We start from the raw sequence: 22,024 nt of genomic DNA, 5'->3' as shown, positions 1-22,024 counted from the left end.
CTTATTATTAGCTCCATTTGCATTCCTCATTCATCGCCGAGAGCTTTTAGCTCCCAGCAATCAGCCACTTGTTCTTCACATTTTGGCTGATAGTTAAAATGTGAAGGCTAACAGCTTTATATAATTATCTCACGATTATTATCGGCTTTCATGTAGATATGGTTTTGGGGACTAGGTCTGGGCCAGCTATTTAGCGTTACACTTTTCGATATCTTCTGGTCTGCACATCTTTCTATCGTAAGGGCAATTATATAGCTCAGTACTAAGATATCTTTCGCCACCATCTGGGAGAATTACCACAATATTTCCTTCTTCCAACCTTTCGGCCTGCCTTAATGCCTCGAACATAGCGGCGCCTGACGATATACCGCAAAGAAGCCCTTCCACATGGGCTAGCGTCCGTGCCGTATTAAATGCATCATCATCGGATACGTTTACCTTTTCGTGAATCATATTAAAATCCCAGATCGGAGGGATATATCCTTCGCTTAAATTTCTCAAACCCTGGATTTTGCTCTTTTTGTTTGGCTCAACACCTACTATTTTAGTGTGGGGAGTTTCTTCCTTAAACCGGCGTCCCACGCCCATAAGTGTGCCGCCGGTTCCAATTCCGGCAATGAAGATATCTATATGCGGAACCTGAGCCAACAACTCCCTTGCAGTTGTCTCATAGTGTGCCAGAGGGTTGTTGGGATTTCCAAACTGGTTGACCAGAAAATATTTCGGGTCTTTAGAGAGCTGCTCTGCCATTTCAATCGCACCCGGCATTCCTTTGCATCCCTCAGCAAGAAGAAGCTTTGCGCCAAATGCCTGCAGAATTTGCCGCCTCTCCATACTCATGGTCTCCGGCATAACTATCTGAAGCTCATATCCTTTGAGGGCACAGATCTGGGCGAGGCCAATGCCGGTATTTCCACTCGTCGCTTCAAGAACAATTTTACCCTTCGAGAGCTCGCCGCTCTCCTCAGCCTTTTCAATCATATATTTCGCAATACGGTCCTTGACCGACCCACAAGGATTTGCGCTCTCGAGCTTAGCAAATATTCTTACTTTCTTGTTCTTATTTAGCCTCTTCACCTCGACAACAGGTGTGTTGCCGATCAGATTAATAAGGCTATATTCCTGGTCTACTTTCATTATTCTATAATATCATAAACCAGGGGTGGTTCCTCGTGTGGGATATCTGTTATTTGGAAAGCTTCCTCAACAAGCGCTCTGACGACTGCAAGCATGTGGGCGTCACCGGTTCGCATCTGGACAAGCGGCTGTCCTGCGCGAACGTAATCTCCGACTTTTCGCGCAATAAGAATGCCCGCCGCAGGGTCTATTTTATCCTCGACCTTTGTGCGCCCAGCCCCAAGATAGCGAGCTGCTACGCCGATCTCCTCGGCATTTATTTGCCTTATATACCCATGGACGTATGAATCGATCTCCTCTATAAAACGTGCAATCGGAAGCACCCCCCTCGGGTCATCGACCACATTTGGGTCCCCACCTTGCCACTCGACAAGCTGCTTGAATTTTTTAAGCACATCTCCATTTTCTAAAGCATCGCTTAGCTTTCGTGTTGCGTCCTCGACATTGGGAGACGCCCCTGCTTTTACCATAAGCTGAGAGCCAAGCGCAAGGCAAAGCTCAACAACATCCGTCGGCCCCGAACCCTGCATAACCCTGATCGCTTCCTCAACCTCAAGCGCATTGCCAACGGATTGGCCCAAGGGCTGATCCATGTTGCTTAAGACCGCCACAACTTTTTTGCCAAATTTCTTGCCTATAGATACCAATTGTTTAGCAAGCTCTCTTGCCTCGTCTACCGTTTTCATGAAAGCACCTTTGCCCGTCTTTACATCAAGGACTATCGCATCTGCTCCACCGGCTACCTTCTTACTCATAATGCTACTGGCTATAAGCGGCACGCTTGAGACAGTCGCGGTCACATCCCTTAGTGCGTACATCTTCTTGTCTGCCGGGTCAATTTCCTGAGTCTGGCCCATAATCGCTATTCCTATTTCATTTACTTGACGTACGAATTGTTCCTTTGTTAGGTTTACGTTAAATCCCGGTATAGACTCAAGCTTGTCTAAAGTCCCACCCGTAAAGCCAAGACCTCTGCCAGACATCTTTGCTACTTTTAGACCAACAGCAGCCATCATCGGTCCCAAAATGAGCGTAATTTTGTCCCCTACTCCGCCCGTGCTGTGCTTATCGACCTTTATTCCTTCGACGCTGCTCAAATCGATTACATCTCCGCTCTCCACCATTGATTTGGTTAGGGCAAATGTCTCAGCTTCGTTCATGCCGCGTATATATGCGGCCATAAGAAAAGCTGACATCTGATAATCCGGAATCTCACCAGATACAAATCCTTTGACCAGGTATTCCAGCTCATCTGCCGACAAAGCAATCCCATCCCTTTTTTTCGCTAAAAGATAATCTACTCGCATAAGACCTCCTGTTAACTGGAACTCAATTCTCTGAATTCCATAAATTGCCTGGCTTTACACATAGAAAGAGCATCCCCAAATATCTTAATTACCCATTCGATTGCCCCTCGATGGCTTGAGCAAGCCTGTCAATCCGCAAAGACCTTTTCAAGATGGAATTATGCAATTGATTGCATAAAATACCAGGACCCTTGCCATCTCGGCAAGACCTTAAAACTTTAACTATTCTATCGCTATATCCGCTATCATGTCACATGGAAAAATGGCTCGATTACGATTTTTAGTCTTTTTGCTATAAAAACGGCAACGCCTTATGGGAGAACTAATTATTTATGCTATCTCTTAATCAAGCTAGTATTCATTTGGAGTAATTAAGGAAGCTCCCTTTAAGATTAGACTTTTATTGATTCGCTTAATCTGTTACCGTATCTTTATTATGGGTACAGTATCGTCTAAAACGGCAAAATCAAAGAGTAAAGACGGCCTTACTGGCTCCGAAAAGGGGAATCGCTCAATTCCGGCAATAGTGATCTTAGCCTTAATTGGAATGACTCTCATTCTTTTTGAGACTTTCGATGCGGTTAAGCATCCCCTTCCTAATGACCCCACCAAAGCGTCTGTCAGTAAGCCATCTGAGCTACAAAAAGAATCTCTGGGTCCACTTCAGGTTCAACTTGATAAAATCACCGCTGCAACCAAAAAGAAACCGTTCAGAGCCAAAGTCATAACCGAGTCGGGTTTTAAGGAATATTGGATACAAAGCGGCCTTAACCAGCGGTTCGAAGACCCATCGGGCAAAAATATCGTTATATTAAATTACGCTAAAAAGAAACTGTGGCTGGTCAATATGCTAAACAATACAGCCTCCGAGATCTCATTTGATACGCAAACAGCAAATTTTTACAGGCAGATAAGCCCTGCCTTTTTAATTGGCGGTCTTATCGATTCAACAACCGCCCAGGCAATCATATTGGAGGACATATTACCGTCAAATAACAGTTCAAGGCTCAAATTTACTAAAGATGGATTGCCAGCTCGCTGGGATGGTATAAAAAGCAACAATACAAAATCATTTGTCGATTGGGTTTACATCAGATTAGGCGACATCGAGTCCTCAAATTTCGAATTGCCTGAAAATGTCATCATAACTCATTCTTCGTCTGCCAGGTAATGCTAATCGACTTTCTTTAACTCGCGTTTAACACATGCAACTTGACAGCGGTACAATGTATAATAATGGCAAGAGCATTCGATCTTGTTAGCCCAAGGAGATTAAATGACACCGGATGCAGAACTTGGACGTGAATTGTTTGGCTATAGAAAAGATGATGTCGATCGGCTCCTTGCAGAGCTTCACCGGAACTTGCGTCAGGCAAATGAAAATAATGAAAGCTTAACTGCTGAGCTGACCGCAGCAAAGGAAGAGATGGCCAACATTAGCGAAGCATCCAATAAGATCGTTACAAAAGCAGAAAGAACTGCCGCCGACCTTATAGAACATGCCCGTAAAGAGGCAGACTTTATAATCAACAATGCAAAAAGAGAAGCCGAGGCCATAATCGACTCGGCCGAAAGACACAAAAAAGCGCTTGAAGAAAAATGCGAAGTCTTAGAAAACGTAGAGGATGAACTTAAGCTTAAGCTCAAGTCGGTTCTTGAAGATTACATGGCGCTAGTTGAAGACCCTACGAACGAAGAATACCGAGTCTCAGGGAAAATTAATGACTTCCAGGAGATTGCCAATGAGAGATTGCAATCTCCCCCTGTGGTTACCGAGCTTGGTGATTCGTCCGCCTCCGACGCACTCTTAAGAGAATTTTTCCCCCACATTACAGAAACCGATGGCATCAGCATGGTCTGGCTGTTTGATGATAGAGGAAACGTCCTTTCCGTCTTTGGCCGGCCAGAAGTAAGTCTCATAGACCTAACGTCAGCTGCAATCCACCTTGACGCATGTATCAACCATCTTAAGAACAATCTAGGATGCGAACAGACGCGCTTTATCTTTATCGAACTTAACGACGTTATCCTGATTTTGAATCCTATTACTAATGGCATCGTCCTTGGCATCGTCGCTTCTAACTACTCCGCAGTTGGGGAAATACTAAAGGTTGTCAATGATAACATATCCGGACTTAGAGAGGCGCTTAATCAAACATAACTAAAGCAGCTTATATTTCGCACCTAATAATCTTACGTAGTTTTCACATTCTGATGTTGATAAGCGATAGCTAAAGGCCTATTATTTATTTTAACAGCTCGCTTCTTAAGCGAAAGGGAATTTGCCATCACCGCCAAAGTACTTGCAGACATAAGGAAAGCCGCATACTCTGGCCTGAACTGGAACCCGAATATCGGCGTCAATATACCTGCAGCTATAGGTATCGCTAGTATATTATACATAACACCCCAAATAATGTTTTGCTTTACCTTGCCCATGACCATCCTGCTTAAAGTTATCAAGTTAATAACATCAAACGGGTTATTCCTCAAAAGGACAACGTCACTCGAATCTATATCAATATCCGTTCCGTCCGTTACTGCAATACCCAGGTCGGCCTGCTCAAGTGCTGAATCATCGTGCGTTCTCCTTCCGACAACCGCAACATTTAGGCCCTCTCCCTTTACTTCCTTGATTTTCTCGGCTCTATCTTTTGGCACCACTTCAGCGTAGATTTTATCTATATCAAGCTTTGCTGCTATTGCCTTTGCAGTTGCAAGTTCATCGGCACATATCATGGCCACTTCGATCTGCAAGTCGTGCAATTTCTTTATCGCATCTTTTGCATCCGACCTGAACCTGTCCTCTATTCCAAGAACACCCTCTATCAAGTTATCAACAGCCACATAGATAACCACTCTGCCCTGCTTAGCTAGCGCTTCAGCCCGATCACGTACCCGCTCGATATCTATGTTACAAGCGTTCATAAGACGTCCTGTGCCGACAATAATTGTACGCGTCTCGAGCTCGCCTATGGTTCCTTCATTGGGAACCTCATGATATTTCTCTGGGTTTGGTATACCTTTACCGACCAATCTTTCTGCAGCATTTACAATTGCCCTTCCCATAGGTTGATCTGAATTCTTCATAAGGCTTGCGGCTAATCTCAAGAATCCTGGCTCTGTAAGCTTTCCTACATGAATAATGTCCGTCACTTCCGGGTCCCCTACTGTTAAGCAGGAAACTTTATCGAAAATTATTGTATCTATCTCAGAAGCCACTCCCACAGCATCTGCGGTTTTTATCAACAAACCCTGTGTTGCTGCAGTAACTACTCCTGTGGCTATTGGCACCGGTACCGATAACGATATCGCGTTGGGACTCGCAGCGATAGCAATTGCTATCGCTGCTACAAACGCAAATACTAGTCCTTGAGCATTAATATACCAAGTGATAAAAGCGATCGCGCTTACAATAACTACAATTGGAACCAAATAAGAAGCTATTCTATCAACCATACGCTGCGATTCGGTAGAAGAACGAAGTGCGCCCTCCAGCATCCCAGTTATTTTCGCAGCAGTTGAGTTATCGGCTACTTTTATTGCCTTCATAACGAATGTTCCTTCAAGATTCCTGGTGCCGCCAATCACAGCTTGTCCTTTGCCTTTTATTACCGGGTGAATATCGCCAGTTATCTCCGACTGGTCAATTAACCCACTACCACTGGTAATAACTCCATCTACGGGCACTTTTTCGCCAGGGCGCACAAGCAAAAGATTACCAGTCTTAATACTTCTTGCAGGTATTACTGTGGGGCTTCTACCAGCCATTAGATTAGCCATCAATGGTATCTTTCTTGCAAATGATTTGATTGGATCAGTTAATCTGCCCCAAATCATCGTCTCCAGCCAATAGCCAAGCAGTACTATTGCCAAAACTGAAGTCGCCATAATGAACAAGTCTTGGCCTTTAATAAAAAAGGTCGTACCGATGCTATAGATGTATATCGTAAATACCACCATAGCGATAAGCGTCGCCGCGTTTGCAGTGCGTCGCCGTAAAGCCCTCCAGGCGGCCGTGAGAAAGAAACTCCCACCGTATATGACAGCAAAAGAAGCAACTATAAAATGAAAAACACTCCCTTCAAAGGGCAGTTTTACATGTAAACCAAGTTTTAATAGCCCAGATTCGGTTGTAACGATGATACCAATAGTAGCTGCAAGAGTAATAACAAAAGCGTTTCGAAGCAATCTTGCCATCCCGGACATGTCTGAGATGCGCGCAGGCCTTAATTCGTGTACTGTCTGCAAGTTTGACAAAACTGCTCTCTTCTCTTCTTTTTCCAGGAAGGCTTTCTGTGTCTCTAACTTTGCTCGAACTCTTGATTCCTGCACGGTCTCACTCATCGAGATATCGTCCCTTCAATTCCTAATCCTATGTGCTTCATTTACCCCATTTATTTGCTGTGTAACTGCCGACTGAGGCAATGCATGAATTATGCACCTGTGGTTTTTATTATTAGAAGAAAGGTAAATGCTTTATGTACCTATATCTCATAATATAGGCTTTAGCAATAAAGTTAAGAGTTTTGTAGTAAAATTTTCCATTATTGCTTTAAGATTCTAAAATCAAGGTAAATACGACTCGAGAGAGTTCATAACGTTGCTCAGTAATTATCAAGCTAAAAGAGGATTGATATAGATGGATAAACAGGAATTCTTAAATATCATAAAAACACAAACTAGCCTTGACGAAAAGGAAGCTGAACGGCTTGCAAGGGCCGTTCTTTTAACGCTAAACTCGCAGTTAAGCAGGCTAGAGAGAGCTGACATACATGGTGTTCTTCCTAAAGACCTAGATACCCTCTTTCATGGTAGCTGGCTACAAACGCTTATGAGTGGCCTCCAAAGTCTCCGCGAATTCGATAAAGAAGAGTTTGTCGAGCAAGTACGTGAGAGGGCAGACCTTTCCACCACTGATGAAGCAGCGAACATAATTAGAATAGTCTTCTCTGCACTGAAAGAAGCGATCCCCCAGCAAGAAGTAGAACACATCAACCGCGATTTGCCTGATGACGTTAGAGATCTGTGGAGGGCTGCTTAAATTTTCTCTTGACTTCCGCACCTCTCATTTTTTCAAGCAATAAGTGTTGCTCAAGTGGCATATAGCCTTGCAATTTGGGTTCTGCATTGCGGAAGTCAGGAAAAGTATTAATTTAGCGGTTTTTCCTAACTTCTGCTACATAGCACCAATTATTATATCACCAATATGCTGATCTACTACTAAGGCGTAGTACATGTACACACTAATTAAGGTGGTGCGAAAGTCAGGAGAGATTTAAGCTAACACTATGTTGTTGACCGATTGTAGTGCTGCATAGTGTTAGCAGTACTTGCAGTCATACAAGAATATTCTTGAAACTTTCTCCATGAACCGGGGCATCGACGCCTAGCAGGTCAGCTACCGTTTTACCGAGGTCTGAGAAGGTCTTCCTAGTGTTAAGCGATATTGGCTTGCTTAGAGATGGCCCATAAACTAGTATAGGCACATATTCTCTTGAGTGGTCCGTACTAGGAGTCGTCGGGTCGCATCCATGGTCTGCGGTTAAGAAGAGCGCATCTTTACCGGTAAGTTTACTTATAATCTCAGGCAACCTTGCATCAACGGCTTCTAGTGCCTTTGCATAGCCGGGCGGGTCATTCCTGTGGCCGTATTGTGAATCAAAATCGACAAGGTTGGTAAATATTATTCCCTTATCTTGTTCTTCCATCGCTTTTAAAGTCATATCAAATCCGTGCATATTGCTCTCGGTGTGAATGCTTTTTGTTATACCTCGGCCCGCAAATATCTCACTTATCTTGCCAACCGCATAAACAGGATACCCTGCATCCTTTACATAATCCAACACAGTCTTCGACGGCGGCTCCAGGGAAAAATCCTTGCGCCTGTGCGTGCGGGTAAAATGCCCGGGGGTACCGATAAAAGGCCTTGCGATCACACGTCCAACCGCATAATCGCCTTTTAGGATATTCCTGGCGGCTTCGCAATACCTATATAGCTCTTCTACCGGCACAACTTCTTCATGGGCGCAGATCTGAAACACGCTATCTGCTGATGTGTAAACGATAAGCTTCCCAGTTTTCATGTGCTCTTCGCCAAACTCGTCTATTATAGCCGTACCTGACGCCGGTTTGTTGCCAAGAACTCCCCTACCAGTAGCTTTTTCAAAAGCCTTAATAACTTCAGGCGGGAAACCATGCGGGAACGTAGGAAACGGTTTCTCCAAGTAAAGCCCCATCATCTCCCAATGGCCGGTCGTTGTATCCTTGCCGGCAGAGACTTCCGCCATTTTGCCATAAGACGCCCGTGGGTCCGGTGAGGGCGGAACCCCTTCGATTTCTATAATATTGCCTAACCCCAAAGCCTCAAAGTTAGGCAGATTAAGACCGCCTACAGCACGGGCTGTATTTCCAAGGGTATTGCTACCCTCATCGCCATATTTGCCGGCGTCGGGAAGAGCTCCCACGCCAACACTATCTAATACCATAATTATGACCCGGTTTATCTCTGCCATATACTTCCCCTTTTCCCAAGATTGCTATACCTCTTGGCTTCTCCTCTTTCCTCGTCATAGCGACTCTTTTAGCCACCTTTTGCACTCTACTGCAGTGATGCTGCACTGACAACTGCAGCACGATACCTTCATTCTAGATTCGCACCTTAACCTTGGCACATTGATGTACCGGCACCTCAACATATTTAAAGGTGCTTGTGCTTTGGCACGTCTAGATGCCTAGACCTTTCTTACTTCTCGCTTTGGGATGCGTTTTATTATACACATCCTTTAACTTATTCTTGGTTACATGTGTATATATTTGCGTAGTCGATATATCGGCGTGTCCAAGCATTTCCTGAACAGACCTAAGGTCGGCGCCATTTGCTAAAAGGTGAGTGGCAAACGAATGGCGCAAAAGGTGTGGATATATTTCTTCGATTCCTGCTTTCTCCGCATATTTCTTTACAATTTTCCAACAGCTCACACGCGAAAGCCTCTTTCCTCTTGAGTTTAAAAATAAAGCGGATGGCCTGTATTTGCCAGCAAGCTCACGCCGGGACTTGTTAATATACTCCGTGAGAGCTTCCAACGCATAGCTTCCCAATGGAATAATCCTTTCTTTTGATCCCTTTCCAAAGCATCTTATATAGCCGCCCCGAAGGTCGATATCCTCAATATCCAGGGATACAAGCTCTGATACCCTTATGCCGCAGCTATATAAAAGCTCAAGGATTGCACGGTCCCTTAGCTCGTACCTTCCTATACCTATCGGCTGCTCTAAAAGCTTCTCGATTTGTTCGGGCGAAAGTACTTTCGGAAGTTTTTTTTCTCGTTTTACAGCCTTTATATCTGAAGTCGGCAAGTTCTCGGTTACACCTTCACGGACTAAGAACTTATGAAATGACCTTATGGCCGCAAGCTTTCTGGCAACCGAGCTTTCACTATAGTCGCCATAAAGCTCCGCCAGATAATCAACAAGATAATCATACGTTATAGTATCATATGAAAGTATTTTCTTCTCATATAGATAAGCTAGATAATCAAGCAAGTCACGCTTATATGCCGCCAGGGTATTTTTTGACATGCCTTTCTCTACAGAAAGGTAATTTATAAACTCATCTAATGCTTCTTTCATTTTTGCAACCTATTTAATGTTGTTTCAGATACCGTTTTTATGTCTACTTAGATTGCGGCTTTATCCATCCCAGCTTCTGCGCAGCTAGTAAAATTGCAATCAACGTTTTAGCGTCTTGAACCTCTCCCCGGGAGACCATCTCAATCGCTATTCTTAGCGGGATTAGCTTGAGCTCCATTCCTTCCTCGCCTGGTTCGCGCGCCGGCTCCCCTTCCTCTATCTCATCTGTGAAGAACAATATGAGTTTCTCGTCTGTAAATCCTGCCGAGGTATAAAACTCTACCAATTTGTCCATGCTTTTTGCCAAGTAGCCGGTTTCCTCTTTCAGTTCCCGAATGGCACACTCTATCGGGCTTTCGGCATCTGTGATCAAGCCGGCAGGGATTTCAAGCAAATTATCTTTCACCGCATGGCGGTACTGCCTTACAAATACCATTTCTTCTTTATTGGTTAATGCAGCTATACCAACCGCATCAAGATGCTTAACGACCTCTCTCTCCATAATACGGCCGCTAGGACTTTTTATTTTATCCGCATAAAGACTTATAATCGCGCCCTTAAATATTAGGTCTGATTCTACCAGGCTAAACTTATCGCTCACTCTTGCCTCCCGATAGAATCCTTGCCGCGTAGATAGCAGCAGCTCCCGCAGCCATGAAAAATTCGGGTTCTTCCTCTACTGTCCGGCCCATGGTAGTCGGTGACAGCCCACGCTTCTTTAGCACATCAAGCGTTAGGCGTGCATCAATCCGTTCGATTTTGTGTGTCTTGTCTATCTCCTCTTTCAGGACCTGTATATCTGTATAATTTGTTTTTTCTTCATCCATCTTAGGTATCGTTACAATTGCCCGGGATATAGCCGCTATTTTTAGCGCAGTCATGGTATGGTGACTTATCCCATAATGTCTCTTTCTCTTATCGGCAAAGCTAATCCTTGGTATTGCGATTGCATATCCTTTAAGGCTATTTACTGCATTGATAATTTGGCCTTGCTCTATACCGGAAAATCCAAGTTTCGTATTGCTGCCAACAATTCCTGGCCCCATACAAACAATCGCAACATCGGCATCTGCAGCATACCTTGCCGCTACAAGTCCGCTGTATATATTGATCGCTTCATAATCCCCACCGAATGCATGGCCGACCGTTATCGTACTATCGACTATGTTAGACGATAATAAGTCTGCCACTATATTGCTAAACGCTATAGGTAAAGAAGCTCCATCTGTCATTATATAAGCGATTTTTTTCTTTGGTTGAAGTTCCTTAAAAACCGCGGCAGCAGCCGGCAGCTGGCTGTGAAGCGTACCGATTATCACCGGCATTCTCCTTATGTCTTCCGCATCTTTTAATGCTTTGTGGTGCTTGCTTTGTTCCTCCTCTACCGCAAGGCATTTAATCTGAAACGGGGTATAGCGAAGCTTCATAATATGTCCACCATCTTTTGCATTAACCGAGTCTTTGCTTAAATTCCAGAGGATAAAATGAAAACCGCCGGTTCCAAGATCCAGATCAACGGCTGTTGTATTCACGATTACGCTATCGCCAGGTTTTATGTCCCCTATTATCGAGCTGTAGCAGATTGCCCGATGAGCCTCTCCCTCAACATCGACAACAGCCTCAATATAGCCCGGACGCTCTTTCTTGATCTCTTTTACACTTGCTCGCTTTAGCGTAATCAACTTGTAGTTCCTCAAAACTTAGGAATATAAATTAATAATCAGATGCTTTGACTATGATACGATCCGCTTTAGACGGCATTTAATTAGGGCGTACTAAAGGATAGCAATCCAACTCACTGGTCCTTATATTTACCGGTTTAATTATTTGCCAGCTTTAGCATGGCACTCATACCTTTACAATTTCCACTAGGAGCGCTGCCAGATTCTTCAACTCAGCAATCGGAATGTATTCGTCGGTAGTGTGCACCAACTCAACCCCTATGCCCAAATTGACAGCATTTATGCCCATCGCATTAAATATATTCGTATCGCTCCCGCCGCCGCTCTTTATCAGATTATAAGATATTCCAAGCCTGTTTAATGCACCGATAGCTCTTTTTACAACCTCATCGCTCTCTGTCAGCGAGTACCCTTCGTACGGACGATATCGCTTTATACTAACCTGAGCACCCGTTTCTCTGGCTCCTTTTTCAAAACAGGCGATCATTTCTTCGGACTGCTTCTCCAGCTTTTTAACATCAATGCTTCTTGCCTCGGCAACAACCTTTGCACGTTCTGCGACAATATTTGCTGCCCTTCCACCTTCGATAACCCCCACATTCGCGGTGGTTTCCTCATCTATCCTACCCAGTTTCATGTACCCTATGGCCTTAGCTGCCGCAGTTATAGCATTGATTCCATCATCCGGCGCAAGACCTGCGTGAGCTGCCCTTCCTTTAAACTCTGCAATAAACGAATCCTGATAAGGCGCACTTACCACAATGTTTCCTACTTTACCGTTTGAATCAAGAACATAAGCAAAGTCTATGTGTTTATCGCTTAAATCAAGATTCTTTGCACCTTCAAGCCCAACTTCCTCGGCAATAGTAAAGATAAGATGTATCGGACCGTGAGATACAGATTTTCCGGCTAAAACAGATATTAGTTCTAGCATAGCAGCAATTCCTGCCTTATCGTCGCCGCCTAGGATAGTTTCACCGCTGCTTTTTATAACACCATTTTCTATAACTGGCTCGACGCCTTGAGCAGGTTCAACGGTATCCATGTGGGAAGCAAACATAATGCTTGGCCCAGCAGTATTTCCAGGTATTGTTACAATAATATTTCCTGCGTTCGAACCGACAGCGCTGCCTGCTTCATCCTCAAAGGCTAGAAAACCAAGGGCTTCAACATAACCTTTTATATGGTCTGCTATAGTTCGTTCTTTATAACTTGGGCTATAGATTCTGGTCAGGTTTTCAAAGATTCTGACCACCCGATTTTCATCAACCATTTATCCTCCATCGGAAGAATTCAAAATGCAATAAAAATAAGTTTTAAGCGCTTATTAAGCTAACGTATTCATTATAAGGATAATACCACAGAGTAGACAAACGGTTATCTCTCAAAAGAATATTTTTCTTAACAGCGCTGTTAACAAAATACAATTTCTATTTTTACATTTTTATTTTATCTATTGCATCTACCCTTGGCTTTTCCAGACTGTATTTTAGGGCAGCTTTAATGAAGTCCCTAAATAGTGGGTGTGGCCTCGTCGGACGCGATTTGAATTCCGGATGGAATTGCGTTCCAACAAACCATGGATGGTCTTTAATCTCTATGATCTCAACCAGACGGCCATCAGGAGATAACCCACTTAGCACAAGCCCAGCATTTTTAAGTGATTCAAGATAGTCGTTATTTACTTCATAGCGGTGTCGATGTCTCTCATGTATCTGCCTTACACCATATGCAGCGCTGGCAAATGTACCAGCTGCTATATTGCATGGGTATGCACCGAGCCTCATTGTGCCCCCCATGTCTTCAATAGCTTTTTGTTCTGGCAACAAGTCGATAACTGGATGTGGCGTTTCCGGATCAAACTCCGAGCTGTTTGCGCCCTCCAGGCCAACAACATTTCTCGCATACTCAACAACCGCGCACTGAAGCCCCAGGCAGATACCAAAGAACGGGATTTTATTTTCTCTTGCAACCCTAACCGCTTTAATCTTGCCCTCAATACCTCTTATGCCGAAGCCACCGGGAACTAAAACTCCATCAACCTCCAAAAGCTGCCTCTCAACTTCGTCAAAACTTGTAGTCTCAGCATCGACCCATACAATCTCTACATCGGTATTGTTGTAATAACCGCCATGTTTTAAGGCCTCCACAACGCTAAGATATGCATCGGGCAGCTGAACATATTTCCCAACAAGGCCGATTTTTACGCTATGCTCAACCCTTTTTATTCGATCGACCAGGTCTTTCCACTCGCTTAAGTCTGCTTCACCGTTTTTTAGCTGCAGACAATCAACCACAATATCGTCCAGTCCCTCTTCGTGCAGTCTCAACGGAATAACGTATAGGTGCTCTGCGTCAATTGCTGAGATCACATTTGAAGCCTCTATATCGCAGAATAGGCCGATCTTTCTCTTTATCGCGTCATCTATGGGCCGATCCGACCTGGCAACAATGATATCCGGCTGTATACCAATACTTCGCAGTTCCTTTACGCTATGCTGCGTCGGCTTGGTTTTAAGCTCAGAGGAGGATTCTATATAGGGGACTAACGTTACATGTATATAAAGGACGTTCTCTTTTCCTACATCCTTTTTAAACTGCCTTATCGCTTCCAGGAAGGGCAAACTTTCAATGTCACCAACAGTTCCGCCAACTTCTGTTATTACAATGTGTTTGTCATCATCCGTTGCTAAGTTAAGGATACGCTGCTTTATCTCATTAGTAACATGCGGTATAACCTGGACGGTTCCGCCTAGAAATTCGCCCCTTCTTTCCTTGGTTACTATCGACCAGTAAATCTGTCCGGCTGTGACATTGCTGTCCCTACCCAACTCTTCATCTGTAAACCTCTCATAGTGACCGAGGTCTAGATCGGTTTCCGTTCCGTCATCTGTAACGAACACTTCTCCGTGCTGGAACGGGCTCATGGTTCCGGGGTCAACATTAAGATAGGGATCGAGTTTCTGTATCGTTACCTTGAATCCCCGGCTTTTTAACAATCTGCCCAGGGAGGCCGCGGTTATTCCTTTGCCCAACGATGATACAACTCCACCGGTTACAAAGACATGTTTAGCCAATCATCTCTCTCCTTTTGCTACCCTTGCTTACACCAGAAGTTAATTATATTAAATTTAAAATTTAATATTCGCTTTTCATTTTAATTGCGCACTGCCTTGCGCAAAAGCCAACTTTAGCATTTTAACACAGGTTTAATAATTCTAAAAACCCTTTACATGCCCTTATCCTTCTAAACTAGAGCCCGGATTCTATCCGATTGCCCTGCTTAAGAAGCTTATTTGCGGCATCCTGCAATTTTGGCAATATGTCACAACGAAGGTTAATGCAAATTTTTATTCTCAGCTTACTCGGCTCTTCGTCCGAGATTATCGAGTACCCTGAGGACTGCAATTCGCTCGATTATGCTACTTATTGAGTATTTTTCCGAAAGCAGTTGGACTAAAACCAATATAACTATAATCGCAAGCTTTATTGACCAGCCAAATGTTATCGCAAAGCAAAACCCTAATATGCCTCCAAGTATATTTGATCCCACATCGCCAAGCATCATCTCTTCCCGAAGGTCGGGGATAAGAAGTGCGAGGGCTATCCCGGCCAAAACTGCAGCCGATGAACCCAGAACATTGGCTGCAGCAAAAAGAAATATAACCTGTAGCGGTATATAGACCTTCAAAGCCCTGCCCGGCCGCAGATCAAGAAGGTTCAGCGTATTAACAAAGAGCGCAACCAGCAAAGCATTTCCAACTACCTCCAAAGCGTTGGTCTCTGTGACTGAAAACGCAAAGACGGCGGCAATTGGAATTGCGATTGCCTTAAGTGCCCCTGTAGTTAATTGCCCTTTTAAAAGAGCTCCGATATGGCCTTTAAAACCAGAATACTCGCGGCTCCCAAGCAGATCGTCGACAAGCCCAAAAATCCCCGCCCCTAAAATTATCAGGGTTAGCGGGATCGACACGTCTGCACCCAATAAAAAGCTCTGCGGCAAACTTACGCCGACCTTATCCGCTATAGATGGAAATATTCCAGCTACCGCCATAAGAAATAACCATACGATGATAATGAGACTGCCCGCCATATTTACTATTACACGCTCTCTGAAGTTGGCCCTGACCGCCCCAGCCCTTCTTAACATTTCCTTGAAGGGTGGCATAATGAGCAGGCTCATTATTAATCCTGTCAGAAAATGCGCAAGTATCCAAAGGTAAAATAGAAAAGTGGTGCTTTTCATGTTGTTTAAGCTTTTAATAACTTAATCTACATTGATATGCCCTGCATTTTAAGCCTAGTCCAAAATGTAAATTTCAAGTTCAAAGCCTTGAAAAGGCCGTAGTTATGTAGCAGTCTTTGATTTAAATCGCAGTTCTGCACGTTTAATTTGCTTCTGGTTTACCAGAAGCGTGATATCTCTCCCAAAACATCAAATATATAACCGTTGGTATCATATACGACATAATAATCGCCGGGATGAGGACCCCAGAATCATTAAAAGAGAATCCAAAGATTCCTCCAATAAGCGAAGCAGTAATCGCTATTGATATTCCCTTATAATTTGCAAGTAGATCTCTTAATACACCAACCGGCCTAAACCATAGAAAAGTAAGTATCCCAAGCACGGTTAGCAAAAAATATGACCATGTACTGAATCTCAACACCATGAGGTTTGTAGCAAGTTTCCTGTTTGCGATTACGATAACCTCATGCAGCCCTCCAGACGATATAGATGCGATGGTTTTTCCCATGTGTGTCTGTGCCCCATGCATGACATCGTAAGCTACAAATATGCTTAAAACTGTCACAACCAAAGCCAGCGAAATAACCACATTTCGTACCTTTGCCTTAGATTTCATAGCCTGTAATAACATCGCTGTAAACGCAAAAACAGCTGCAATTGTACCACCGGTATTCGCACCGATCGTCGGAAATCCGATTATTAAAGTCACGATTAAACATAGTATAGCACCTGCCAATACCGTCCACCTATTCCATGTTCTTTCAAGCATCACGCCAAATACGAGCAGGGTATTTGCAATCAGTATCGACATAGCTTCATTTCCCACTCCGAAGAATCTTGACCCCCTAATCGGATCATAGCCAAAAATGCTATTTACATAAGATGGAGCACCTACAAGCGCATCTACCAAAAGAACAGTAAGCGTCAAAACGGATATTCCCGCGATCGGGTGCAATACTTTTCGGCGTGTCGCAACCAGCAATACCGCAAAGGCAAGCGATGCTGCAATAGTCAACATGGTAATTAAAAAGCCCTGGTTTGCTATCTGCTCAAGCTTGGTGGTGTAGAATGAGAATAGCGGAAAGCCCATAGTCATAAATATTAGCGTTTCTAAGACAGCCGCCGAATACTTATTTAATTTTTTCCCGAAAGCAAGCACTAAAGCTGTTATGGCATACAGGGCCACCTGTATGTAGATATATGCAAGTATAGCGGTCCTTCTAGTATCTTTTACGCCAACGGCACTTAGGTTAAACTTTTCCAGGTCTAGCGGACTTAGGCTTGCCTGGCTGGAGTGCATCAAGCTACCGGTCATCTCAGCTCCTTTTTGCAGCCCCAGGATAGAGAGTACAGTAGGAGCAATATCAACGGTAGTAACAATTCCCTCTCTTTGGGTGGAGCTTGATACCAATGCAGATGGTTTAAAGCCTGGCCCATGCACAATAATCGGAGTTAGCTGCTCCAGATCCGACTTTAAAGGCGATTTGGACGAACCCGGGGGTGAGATTGACGCAATAATAAATGTTGTGTCCTCACCAGCTATTTCCATAGCTTGCTTTATAAACTTTGCACCTGTATGGATGGCCCTCGTCTTTTGCTGTTGGGTAATTCTCTTAAAGGCATATTGTCCGTATAAATCCGCTCTTGTTGTGTCGCCGAGGTCAACAACAATAAAATCTGCTTCACTAAAGGCCTTTTTGAATATTTCCGCAAGCTTTTTGTAGTCGGTACGCACGCCAAACGGATAGCTGCTATCTCTCGCTATTATGTCTTTGCTTACATCCCCAAAATCGACCACGCCGTTGCTATTCATGGCTATGTCAACCGCTTCACGGTTGCAGGTACTTGGGTCATCATCCACACCAGTATCTGAGTTTCCTAAAACTGCTGTTTTCTTTCCGGATTTATTGATAATCTTACCAAGCCCACCGGGTACAAGGTCCTGCATGCCATTCATATTGTCCCTGATGATAGGGGCAATACCAAGCTCCAATACTTGGCCTTTTTTTGCACGTTTGCCGGTACGTTGCCTAAAAACATCCATCGCCAGTCCATAACCGTAAGGCTCATCAGCATTAAACCCTTCAAAATTGGAAGATGCCCCGTCTGCCCTTACGCCAGCCCCGACGGTTAGCGCACTTCTAGGCCGTGAAGACGCTTTGTAAGCCCTATTATTTAGGAGACCTATTGAGCTTCTTTCTATCAAATCATTTATAATGCGGTCGTTTGCCGATATAATATCCGACCAGCTTATGTTGTCCATTAGGATAAAAACAACCTTATTATTCGATCTTGCGGATATCGGCTGGGATAAGATTGATAGGAAAGCTATGGTTGCCACAAATATAGCTGCGATTTTTCGCCGCATTAATTACCTCCTAATTAAAGCTACCAGCAATCAGCTATCAGCAATCAGCTTCTTATTTCTTTGTCTTTAAGCTGACGGCTGACAGCTGAAGGCTGCCAGCTATTAATCAATCATATATGTGCGCTAAGAAGCAGTCAAATAGCTACCCCGTAACTGCTTTGTTCGTCTTTTTGCTGCAGTCGCAATATAGACGATAAAGTTTCCAAGGCCAAGTGCAAGAAGTGGAACTTCGGGCATCAGATACCTGAATGTGGCATGTGTCAAAAGGTGAAGCCCAACCACCGACAGCGTGAACACCGGTATAACCAGCCTGTCATACCTGCCGCGAGAGCCAATAAAAAGCCCGGCCATACCTAACACTCCCAGTAGAGAATAAGCAATGCCTGTTGCAGTCTGTTTTAGTGCTTTCGGATCGATAATTTTTTTGGGGTATCCGAAAAGCCGACGCGGACGATTTATTACTTTTCCGATAATCTCATCTTTTGTCATGCGAAGCAGCGCATACTTTGCTTCCTTGGACATTTGGTGGGCCATTTGGACCTCGTTCATTTTTGGGTGCTCATCGCGGTACCTCTTCTCTAAAATGCTTAACGGTGTTCCTTTATCTTCAAGCATACCCCACCAAAGGGTGGCCGGGCCTGTTGTCGTCCCTATTATCACTTCGCCAAACGTTATGTAATTTCTCACCACCCATGGCGCCAGTACAACGCCTGCACATATCAAAAATACTGCAACGGATTTTAGCATCCAAATATAACCGTTTTTCATATACTTGAGCCACATGATAGGTATAAATACAATCGGCAGTAAAAATATTGTTTGCCTACATAAATAGGCTATCCCAAACACAATACCAGCTAAAGCCAGCGTCCGAAGCGTTGGCTTCTCTCTCTGCAACAGACCCACAATCAGCAGCAAAACCAGGATCTCCAGGAATATGTAAACTATTTCCGTCATTATCCTGAAGCCGTAATGAATAATCTCCGGTGAGGTTGCATAAATAAAGGCCGCAATCGCCCCTTGTAATCTCCCAAAAAGCCTTAACCCCAATATATAAATTAATAAGCCCGTGATAAGCTCAAGGATTAAATGAGATATTTGCACCGCTTTTAGCGATTGTCCGAATATCGAATATATGAAAACCAGATAAAGTGGATAGGTAGGACCGTAAAATGCCGTTGGCTGACCGTTTCTTGCGATCATATGGTCTTTCCCAACATAGCCTTTTCCGGCAATTATATTTTTAGCAATGGCATTATACATAGCTGAGTCTCGCGATACGCTTAATATATTGTTGCCTTCGCCATCATTCCAGGCACTAATGCGCATCACGATTCCGATGACTAGCGCGGTAATTAGTATGATTTTTACAGCATCTACCTTGCGAAAGATATTGGCCACTTCTATTTTTAACTCCAGAGAGCAAATTCTAGAAAATAAGTATAGGGTCTCTTTATTAGTCAATTAACCGGTATTTTATCAACGTCCAGATCGCTATAAAGCCATCCTGCCACCTTATTTTCTTACCTTCCTTAACTGTTCTCGCTGTATACTTTATCGGAACCTCATTGATCTTGTAGCCCCTCTTCAGCATCTTTGCGGTAACTTCAGGACAAAATTCAAAGCCCGTGCAGACCAAATTAACAGAATCAAGAACCTCTTTCTTAAAAGCTTTATATGCTGTTGCCTCGTCTGTTATCTTAGCACGAAATAAAATATTCGCCGTTGCTGTCAAAATCTTGTTTGCAAGGCGGTTTGCAAATTTCATGCCGCTTATACTGCCAAGAAACCGGCTTCCATATACAATCTCTGCCCGCCCTTCTAAAATTGGCTGGATTATCTTAGGGATATCGTCCGGACTATACTCTGAGTCGGCATCGCAAACTATTACAACGTCACCCCTTGCAACTCGAAATCCTTCACGAAGTGCAAAGCCTTTCCCGCGGTTCTGTGGTAAACGATGTACTCTTAGATTGATGACATCCGTCACTGCCTCAAGGTAATCTGCTGTTCCATCCGAAGACCCGTCATCTACAACCACGATCTCATACTGCACACCTGCTGGCAGGCTTACCTTGCTCAATTCCCTAACGACATTTCCTATGTAGGCACGCTCATTGTAGGCCGGAATTATATAGCTTACCAATTTCGACATATCGTTTTTTTACCTGGATTATTTTCTCTTATTAAGTATCACCGGTCATTTTCGGTGCGGTCGCTTTCAGTAACCTTCATACAGCAATCGTTAATATTATATACGCCTCTTAGATACAAGTATAAGCTTTTCTTGATATTTTGCGCACGGAAAATAGCGCAAAAATATTCAAGCCAGATTTAACCAATTTATTTCCTGAAAACTATTCCTAAGTTGCCTGGACAAATAAAGATGGTGCAGATCTTTATTTAGCAAGTTTTAAATAGAGGGATTCCGTAGGCTTCATCATTTGTTGAACGCTGAATCTGTCTTTAACCAATTTCTGACCTTCCTGGGCTTTCGTTCCCGCAACCATCCTCTGCGATAGTATTTTTCTTACAGCCTTATCTATCGCTATAGGATCTTTAACGGGTACGAATTCAACCTCCGATTCGGATACTGCCTCTCGAACGCCAGGTACATCGGTGACTATTACTGGTTTTGAGCTGGCTAAGGCCTCAAGCAGTATAATTGGCAGCCCCGGGCTTAAATTTGGTATAACTACCGCATCGAGGCTTTTTAAGATATGTGCAACATCTCGTCTGAACCCGAGAAAATAGGTTCTCTTTCCAATGCCAAGGCTAAATGACTTCTTCTTTAGAGCCTCAAGCTCTGGTCCATCACCGACAACCACAAAGCGCATATCTTCCCTTAAACCTGCTAGTAATGATGCAGCGTCTAGAAATACATCAGTTCCTTTCCCTGGTTCTAAGGTTGTTATTACGCCGATTAAAGAACTCCCCTTTTCAATTCCTAGCTCTCTAAACAACTGTTCTGAATCTAGCGTTTCTGCAAAGCGGTCGGCCTCAATACCATTGTATATAAGGGTTATATTATCTGAAATGCTATCGATTGATGCCTTAACTACCTCAGAAACCGCTATTAGATGGTCGGCCATAGCAAGTATTTTATCAGTGCCAACGCTAAATAGGCCTTTTTTCTTGTGACTATCATCAATTAGATGGACGGTGCTTATATGTGCTACATTAAGAGACTTTGCTAAATTAGCAGCCACAAAACATGCCTGGATACCGTGGCTATGGATGAGATTTATCTTTCGCTCAGCTACAAACTGCTCAATGCTCCTGCAAATGCCGCCGATATTTATCTTGCTTGCGGTAGAAATGCCCGGATTTGTAATATAGTCTACATTTAGCTTCCGAGCGTGCTCGATAAGGTAAGCGTCTTCTGATACAACCAGGTAGGGCTTATATCTTGCTCTGTTTAAATATTTTAGCATTGTGAGAACCTGCTGCCTTATGCAGTTAGCAGCAGGATCTACAACGTATAGTATGCCCCGCTCAATCACTAAATGCCTCCATGTGATGGTTCCAATCCTAGTGCTTGTATTATTTGCCACTTCAGCAGTTTGAATCCGATAATCACAACCGCACCTTCAAGGTGCGGTTTGCACTAGCCCTATAAGGGCACACTGCTGGCCGCACCTTAAGGTGC

At 43.8% G+C, this 22,024-nt stretch carries 17 protein-coding genes; 3 read left to right on the top strand and 14 right to left on the bottom strand.

Going from position 1 to position 22,024, the window contains the following annotated elements; translation table 11 throughout:
- Positions 1–186 precede the first annotated feature (186 nt).
- Entirely contained in the window at positions 187–1,137 is a 951-nt protein-coding gene (locus K6T91_10565; GenBank protein ID MCL6473231.1) for a cysteine synthase family protein, read from the bottom strand.
- Positions 1,137–2,444 (bottom strand): pyrimidine-nucleoside phosphorylase, encoded by a 1,308-nt coding sequence (locus K6T91_10560; protein MCL6473230.1) that lies wholly within the window; start codon positions 2,442–2,444, stop codon positions 1,137–1,139. Before K6T91_10560 ends, K6T91_10565 begins: the two co-directional genes overlap by 1 nt.
- A gap of 436 nt (positions 2,445–2,880) precedes the next feature.
- Here K6T91_10560 and K6T91_10555 point away from each other — a divergent pair, with 436 nt between their 5' ends.
- A complete protein-coding gene (locus K6T91_10555) occupies positions 2,881–3,615 on the top strand; it encodes a hypothetical protein (GenBank protein ID MCL6473229.1) in 735 nt (244 codons plus the stop codon).
- A gap of 105 nt (positions 3,616–3,720) precedes the next feature.
- Complete coding sequence (locus tag K6T91_10550; protein ID MCL6473228.1) at positions 3,721–4,605, top strand: DivIVA domain-containing protein; 885 nt, start codon at positions 3,721–3,723, stop codon at positions 4,603–4,605.
- Positions 4,606–4,637: 32 nt separating this feature from the next.
- On the opposite strand, the gene K6T91_10545 is transcribed toward K6T91_10550, so the two are convergent.
- The gene (locus K6T91_10545; GenBank protein ID MCL6473227.1) at positions 4,638–6,791 is read right to left on the bottom strand and encodes a heavy metal translocating P-type ATPase; all 2,154 of its coding nucleotides are present in this window, start codon (positions 6,789–6,791) and stop codon (positions 4,638–4,640) included.
- A gap of 295 nt (positions 6,792–7,086) precedes the next feature.
- On the opposite strand from K6T91_10545, the gene K6T91_10540 reads away from it, so the two are divergent.
- Entirely contained in the window at positions 7,087–7,488 is a 402-nt protein-coding gene (locus tag K6T91_10540) for a DUF2267 domain-containing protein (protein MCL6473226.1), read from the top strand.
- 295 nt (positions 7,489–7,783) lie between these two features.
- On the opposite strand, the gene K6T91_10535 is transcribed toward K6T91_10540, so the two are convergent.
- The 11 genes from K6T91_10535 to K6T91_10485 all read right to left on the bottom strand — a co-directional run bounded on the left by K6T91_10535 (position 7,784) and on the right by K6T91_10485 (position 21,878).
- Entirely contained in the window at positions 7,784–8,959 is a 1,176-nt protein-coding gene (locus tag K6T91_10535) for a phosphopentomutase (protein ID MCL6473225.1), read from the bottom strand.
- A 211-nt stretch (positions 8,960–9,170) separates the two neighbouring features.
- Positions 9,171–10,076, bottom strand: a complete 906-nt coding sequence (xerD, locus tag K6T91_10530) for a site-specific tyrosine recombinase XerD (GenBank protein MCL6473224.1) — start codon at positions 10,074–10,076, stop codon at positions 9,171–9,173.
- 43 nt (positions 10,077–10,119) lie between these two features.
- The gene (locus tag K6T91_10525) at positions 10,120–10,677 is read right to left on the bottom strand and encodes an NUDIX hydrolase (GenBank protein ID MCL6473223.1); all 558 of its coding nucleotides are present in this window, start codon (positions 10,675–10,677) and stop codon (positions 10,120–10,122) included.
- A complete protein-coding gene (locus K6T91_10520; protein MCL6473222.1) occupies positions 10,667–11,758 on the bottom strand; it encodes a DUF3866 family protein in 1,092 nt (363 codons plus the stop codon). The genes K6T91_10525 and K6T91_10520 overlap by 11 nt, the downstream gene beginning before the upstream one ends.
- Before the next feature lie 166 nt (positions 11,759–11,924).
- Positions 11,925–13,031, bottom strand: a complete 1,107-nt coding sequence (locus K6T91_10515; GenBank protein ID MCL6473221.1) for a M20/M25/M40 family metallo-hydrolase — start codon at positions 13,029–13,031, stop codon at positions 11,925–11,927.
- 163 nt (positions 13,032–13,194) lie between these two features.
- Positions 13,195–14,835, bottom strand: coding sequence for a CTP synthase (locus K6T91_10510; GenBank protein MCL6473220.1), 1,641 nt, complete (start codon positions 14,833–14,835; stop codon positions 13,195–13,197).
- 284 nt (positions 14,836–15,119) lie between these two features.
- Complete coding sequence (locus K6T91_10505) at positions 15,120–15,941, bottom strand: hypothetical protein (GenBank protein MCL6473219.1); 822 nt, start codon at positions 15,939–15,941, stop codon at positions 15,120–15,122.
- Positions 15,942–16,146: 205 nt separating this feature from the next.
- Positions 16,147–18,375, bottom strand: a complete 2,229-nt coding sequence (locus tag K6T91_10500; protein ID MCL6473218.1) for a hypothetical protein — start codon at positions 18,373–18,375, stop codon at positions 16,147–16,149.
- Positions 18,376–18,498: 123 nt separating this feature from the next.
- Entirely contained in the window at positions 18,499–19,776 is a 1,278-nt protein-coding gene (locus K6T91_10495; protein ID MCL6473217.1) for a glycosyltransferase family 39 protein, read from the bottom strand.
- Between the two features lie 55 nt (positions 19,777–19,831).
- On the bottom strand, positions 19,832–20,530 hold the full coding sequence (locus K6T91_10490) for a glycosyltransferase family 2 protein (GenBank protein ID MCL6473216.1): 699 nt from the start codon (positions 20,528–20,530) through the stop codon (positions 19,832–19,834).
- Between the two features lie 244 nt (positions 20,531–20,774).
- Positions 20,775–21,878 carry a glycosyltransferase family 4 protein gene (locus K6T91_10485; protein MCL6473215.1) on the bottom strand — a complete coding sequence of 368 codons (1,104 nt, stop codon included), beginning with the start codon at positions 21,876–21,878 and terminating at the stop codon, positions 20,775–20,777.
- Between the last annotated feature and the right edge of the window lie 146 nt (positions 21,879–22,024).

It is taken from the genome of Bacillota bacterium (genome assembly GCA_023511485.1).
GTDB lineage: Bacteria > Actinomycetota > Aquicultoria > Aquicultorales > Aquicultoraceae > CADDYS01.
The sequence above is the reverse complement of the archived record's forward strand: the minus strand, read 5'-3'. Positions and strand labels throughout refer to the sequence as shown.

What these genes read in the sequence shown, in the direction of transcription:
- K6T91_10535 (MCL6473225.1), bottom strand. Translation starts at nt 8,959, where the DNA reads ATGGCAGAGATAAACCGGGTCATAATTATGGTATTAGATAGTGTTGGC.
- K6T91_10490 (MCL6473216.1), bottom strand. Translation starts at nt 20,530, where the DNA reads ATGTCGAAATTGGTAAGCTATATAATTCCGGCCTACAATGAGCGTGCC.
- K6T91_10565 (MCL6473231.1), bottom strand. Translation starts at nt 1,137, where the DNA reads ATGAAAGTAGACCAGGAATATAGCCTTATTAATCTGATCGGCAACACA.
- K6T91_10505 (MCL6473219.1), bottom strand. Translation starts at nt 15,941, where the DNA reads ATGAGCCTGCTCATTATGCCACCCTTCAAGGAAATGTTAAGAAGGGCT.
- K6T91_10500 (MCL6473218.1), bottom strand. Translation starts at nt 18,375, where the DNA reads ATGCGGCGAAAAATCGCAGCTATATTTGTGGCAACCATAGCTTTCCTA.
- K6T91_10540 (MCL6473226.1), top strand. Translation starts at nt 7,087, where the DNA reads ATGGATAAACAGGAATTCTTAAATATCATAAAAACACAAACTAGCCTT.
- K6T91_10545 (MCL6473227.1), bottom strand. Translation starts at nt 6,791, where the DNA reads ATGAGTGAGACCGTGCAGGAATCAAGAGTTCGAGCAAAGTTAGAGACA.
- K6T91_10560 (MCL6473230.1), bottom strand. Translation starts at nt 2,444, where the DNA reads ATGCGAGTAGATTATCTTTTAGCGAAAAAAAGGGATGGGATTGCTTTG.
- K6T91_10550 (MCL6473228.1), top strand. Translation starts at nt 3,721, where the DNA reads ATGACACCGGATGCAGAACTTGGACGTGAATTGTTTGGCTATAGAAAA.
- K6T91_10555 (MCL6473229.1), top strand. Translation starts at nt 2,881, where the DNA reads ATGGGTACAGTATCGTCTAAAACGGCAAAATCAAAGAGTAAAGACGGC.
- K6T91_10515 (MCL6473221.1), bottom strand. Translation starts at nt 13,031, where the DNA reads ATGGTTGATGAAAATCGGGTGGTCAGAATCTTTGAAAACCTGACCAGA.
- xerD (MCL6473224.1), bottom strand. Translation starts at nt 10,076, where the DNA reads ATGAAAGAAGCATTAGATGAGTTTATAAATTACCTTTCTGTAGAGAAA.